This window comes from Marinobacter halodurans, assembly GCF_004327985.1.
Taxonomy (GTDB): Bacteria; Pseudomonadota; Gammaproteobacteria; order Pseudomonadales; family Oleiphilaceae; genus Marinobacter_A; species Marinobacter_A halodurans.
In genome coordinates, this window is sequence record NZ_SJDL01000265.1 from 1 (window position 1) to 215 (window position 215).

Here is a 215-nt window from a genome sequence, read left to right on the forward strand (position 1 = left end):
CCGGGTGCTGGGCGGCCTGTCGGGTCGCGATGACGTGGTGTTCGGCACGGTGTTGCTGGGCCGTCACGGCGGAGTGGCCGAGCGAGCACTGGGGATGTTCATCAACACGTTGCCGCTGCGGCTGGAGCTGAGTGGATCGGTGGCCGAGGCGGTGGGTCAGGCGCAGCGTCGCCTGGCGGGTCTGTTGGCGCACGAGCATGCCTCGCTGGCGCTGG

1 protein-coding gene is annotated in these 215 nt (G+C 70.7%); it reads left to right on the plus strand.

The annotated features are described in order from the left end of the window. Nucleotides 1-215, plus strand: a 215-nt coding sequence (locus EZI54_RS24315; RefSeq protein ID WP_131484372.1) for a condensation domain-containing protein, incomplete at both ends; no start/stop codon positions are given.